General features: G+C 70.4%; 1 protein-coding gene. It reads right to left on the bottom strand.

The window, feature by feature from the left end; genetic code table 11:
• A partial coding sequence (locus ACYVDE_RS25970; protein WP_460504380.1) for a hypothetical protein occupies positions 1-315 on the bottom strand: 315 nt, incomplete at its 3' end.
• Positions 316-521: the final 206 nt, after the last annotated feature.

The raw sequence follows: 521 nt of genomic DNA on the forward strand, positions 1-521 counted from the left end.
GAAATCCTGCCGCCCGGCCACCAGCTGCGCCGTCCGGCGGGCGTACTGAATCAGCCGGAAGTTGAGGCCCGCCAGCGCAGGCTGGCGCACGGCCCAGATGTCCGCTGGCTCCGGCGCTGCTGTGGCCGCTGCAGTTTCGGCAGCAGTGTCAGCTATAGTAGCCGTAGCCGTAGAAGCAGCAGCGGCCGGGGCTTCAGCATCGGGCACCAGGTCGTCTTCCGGCGCGTCGAGGTCGCTGGCTTCGGCGGCTCCCATCTCCGCCACCGGCTCATCGAAAGCCGCTGGCCGGGCCGAACCCAATGGCCGGGCCGCCACTTCCGGCGCTGCCGAAACGGGGGCTTCCTGAGCTCTCAGCGGCGATTCAGCAGCTCTGGTGGCTGCATCAGCCACTTCGGCGGCCAGTGCTGGGGCATCCGTTGCCAGAACTGCCGGCCGGGGTGGGGCGGGCGGCGGCGGCGGGAAGTATTCGTGTTGAGCAGCGGCGTAAGCGGGGATTGAACCGGCGCCGGCGCGCGTGGTGG

The organism is Hymenobacter agri, assembly GCF_054778495.1.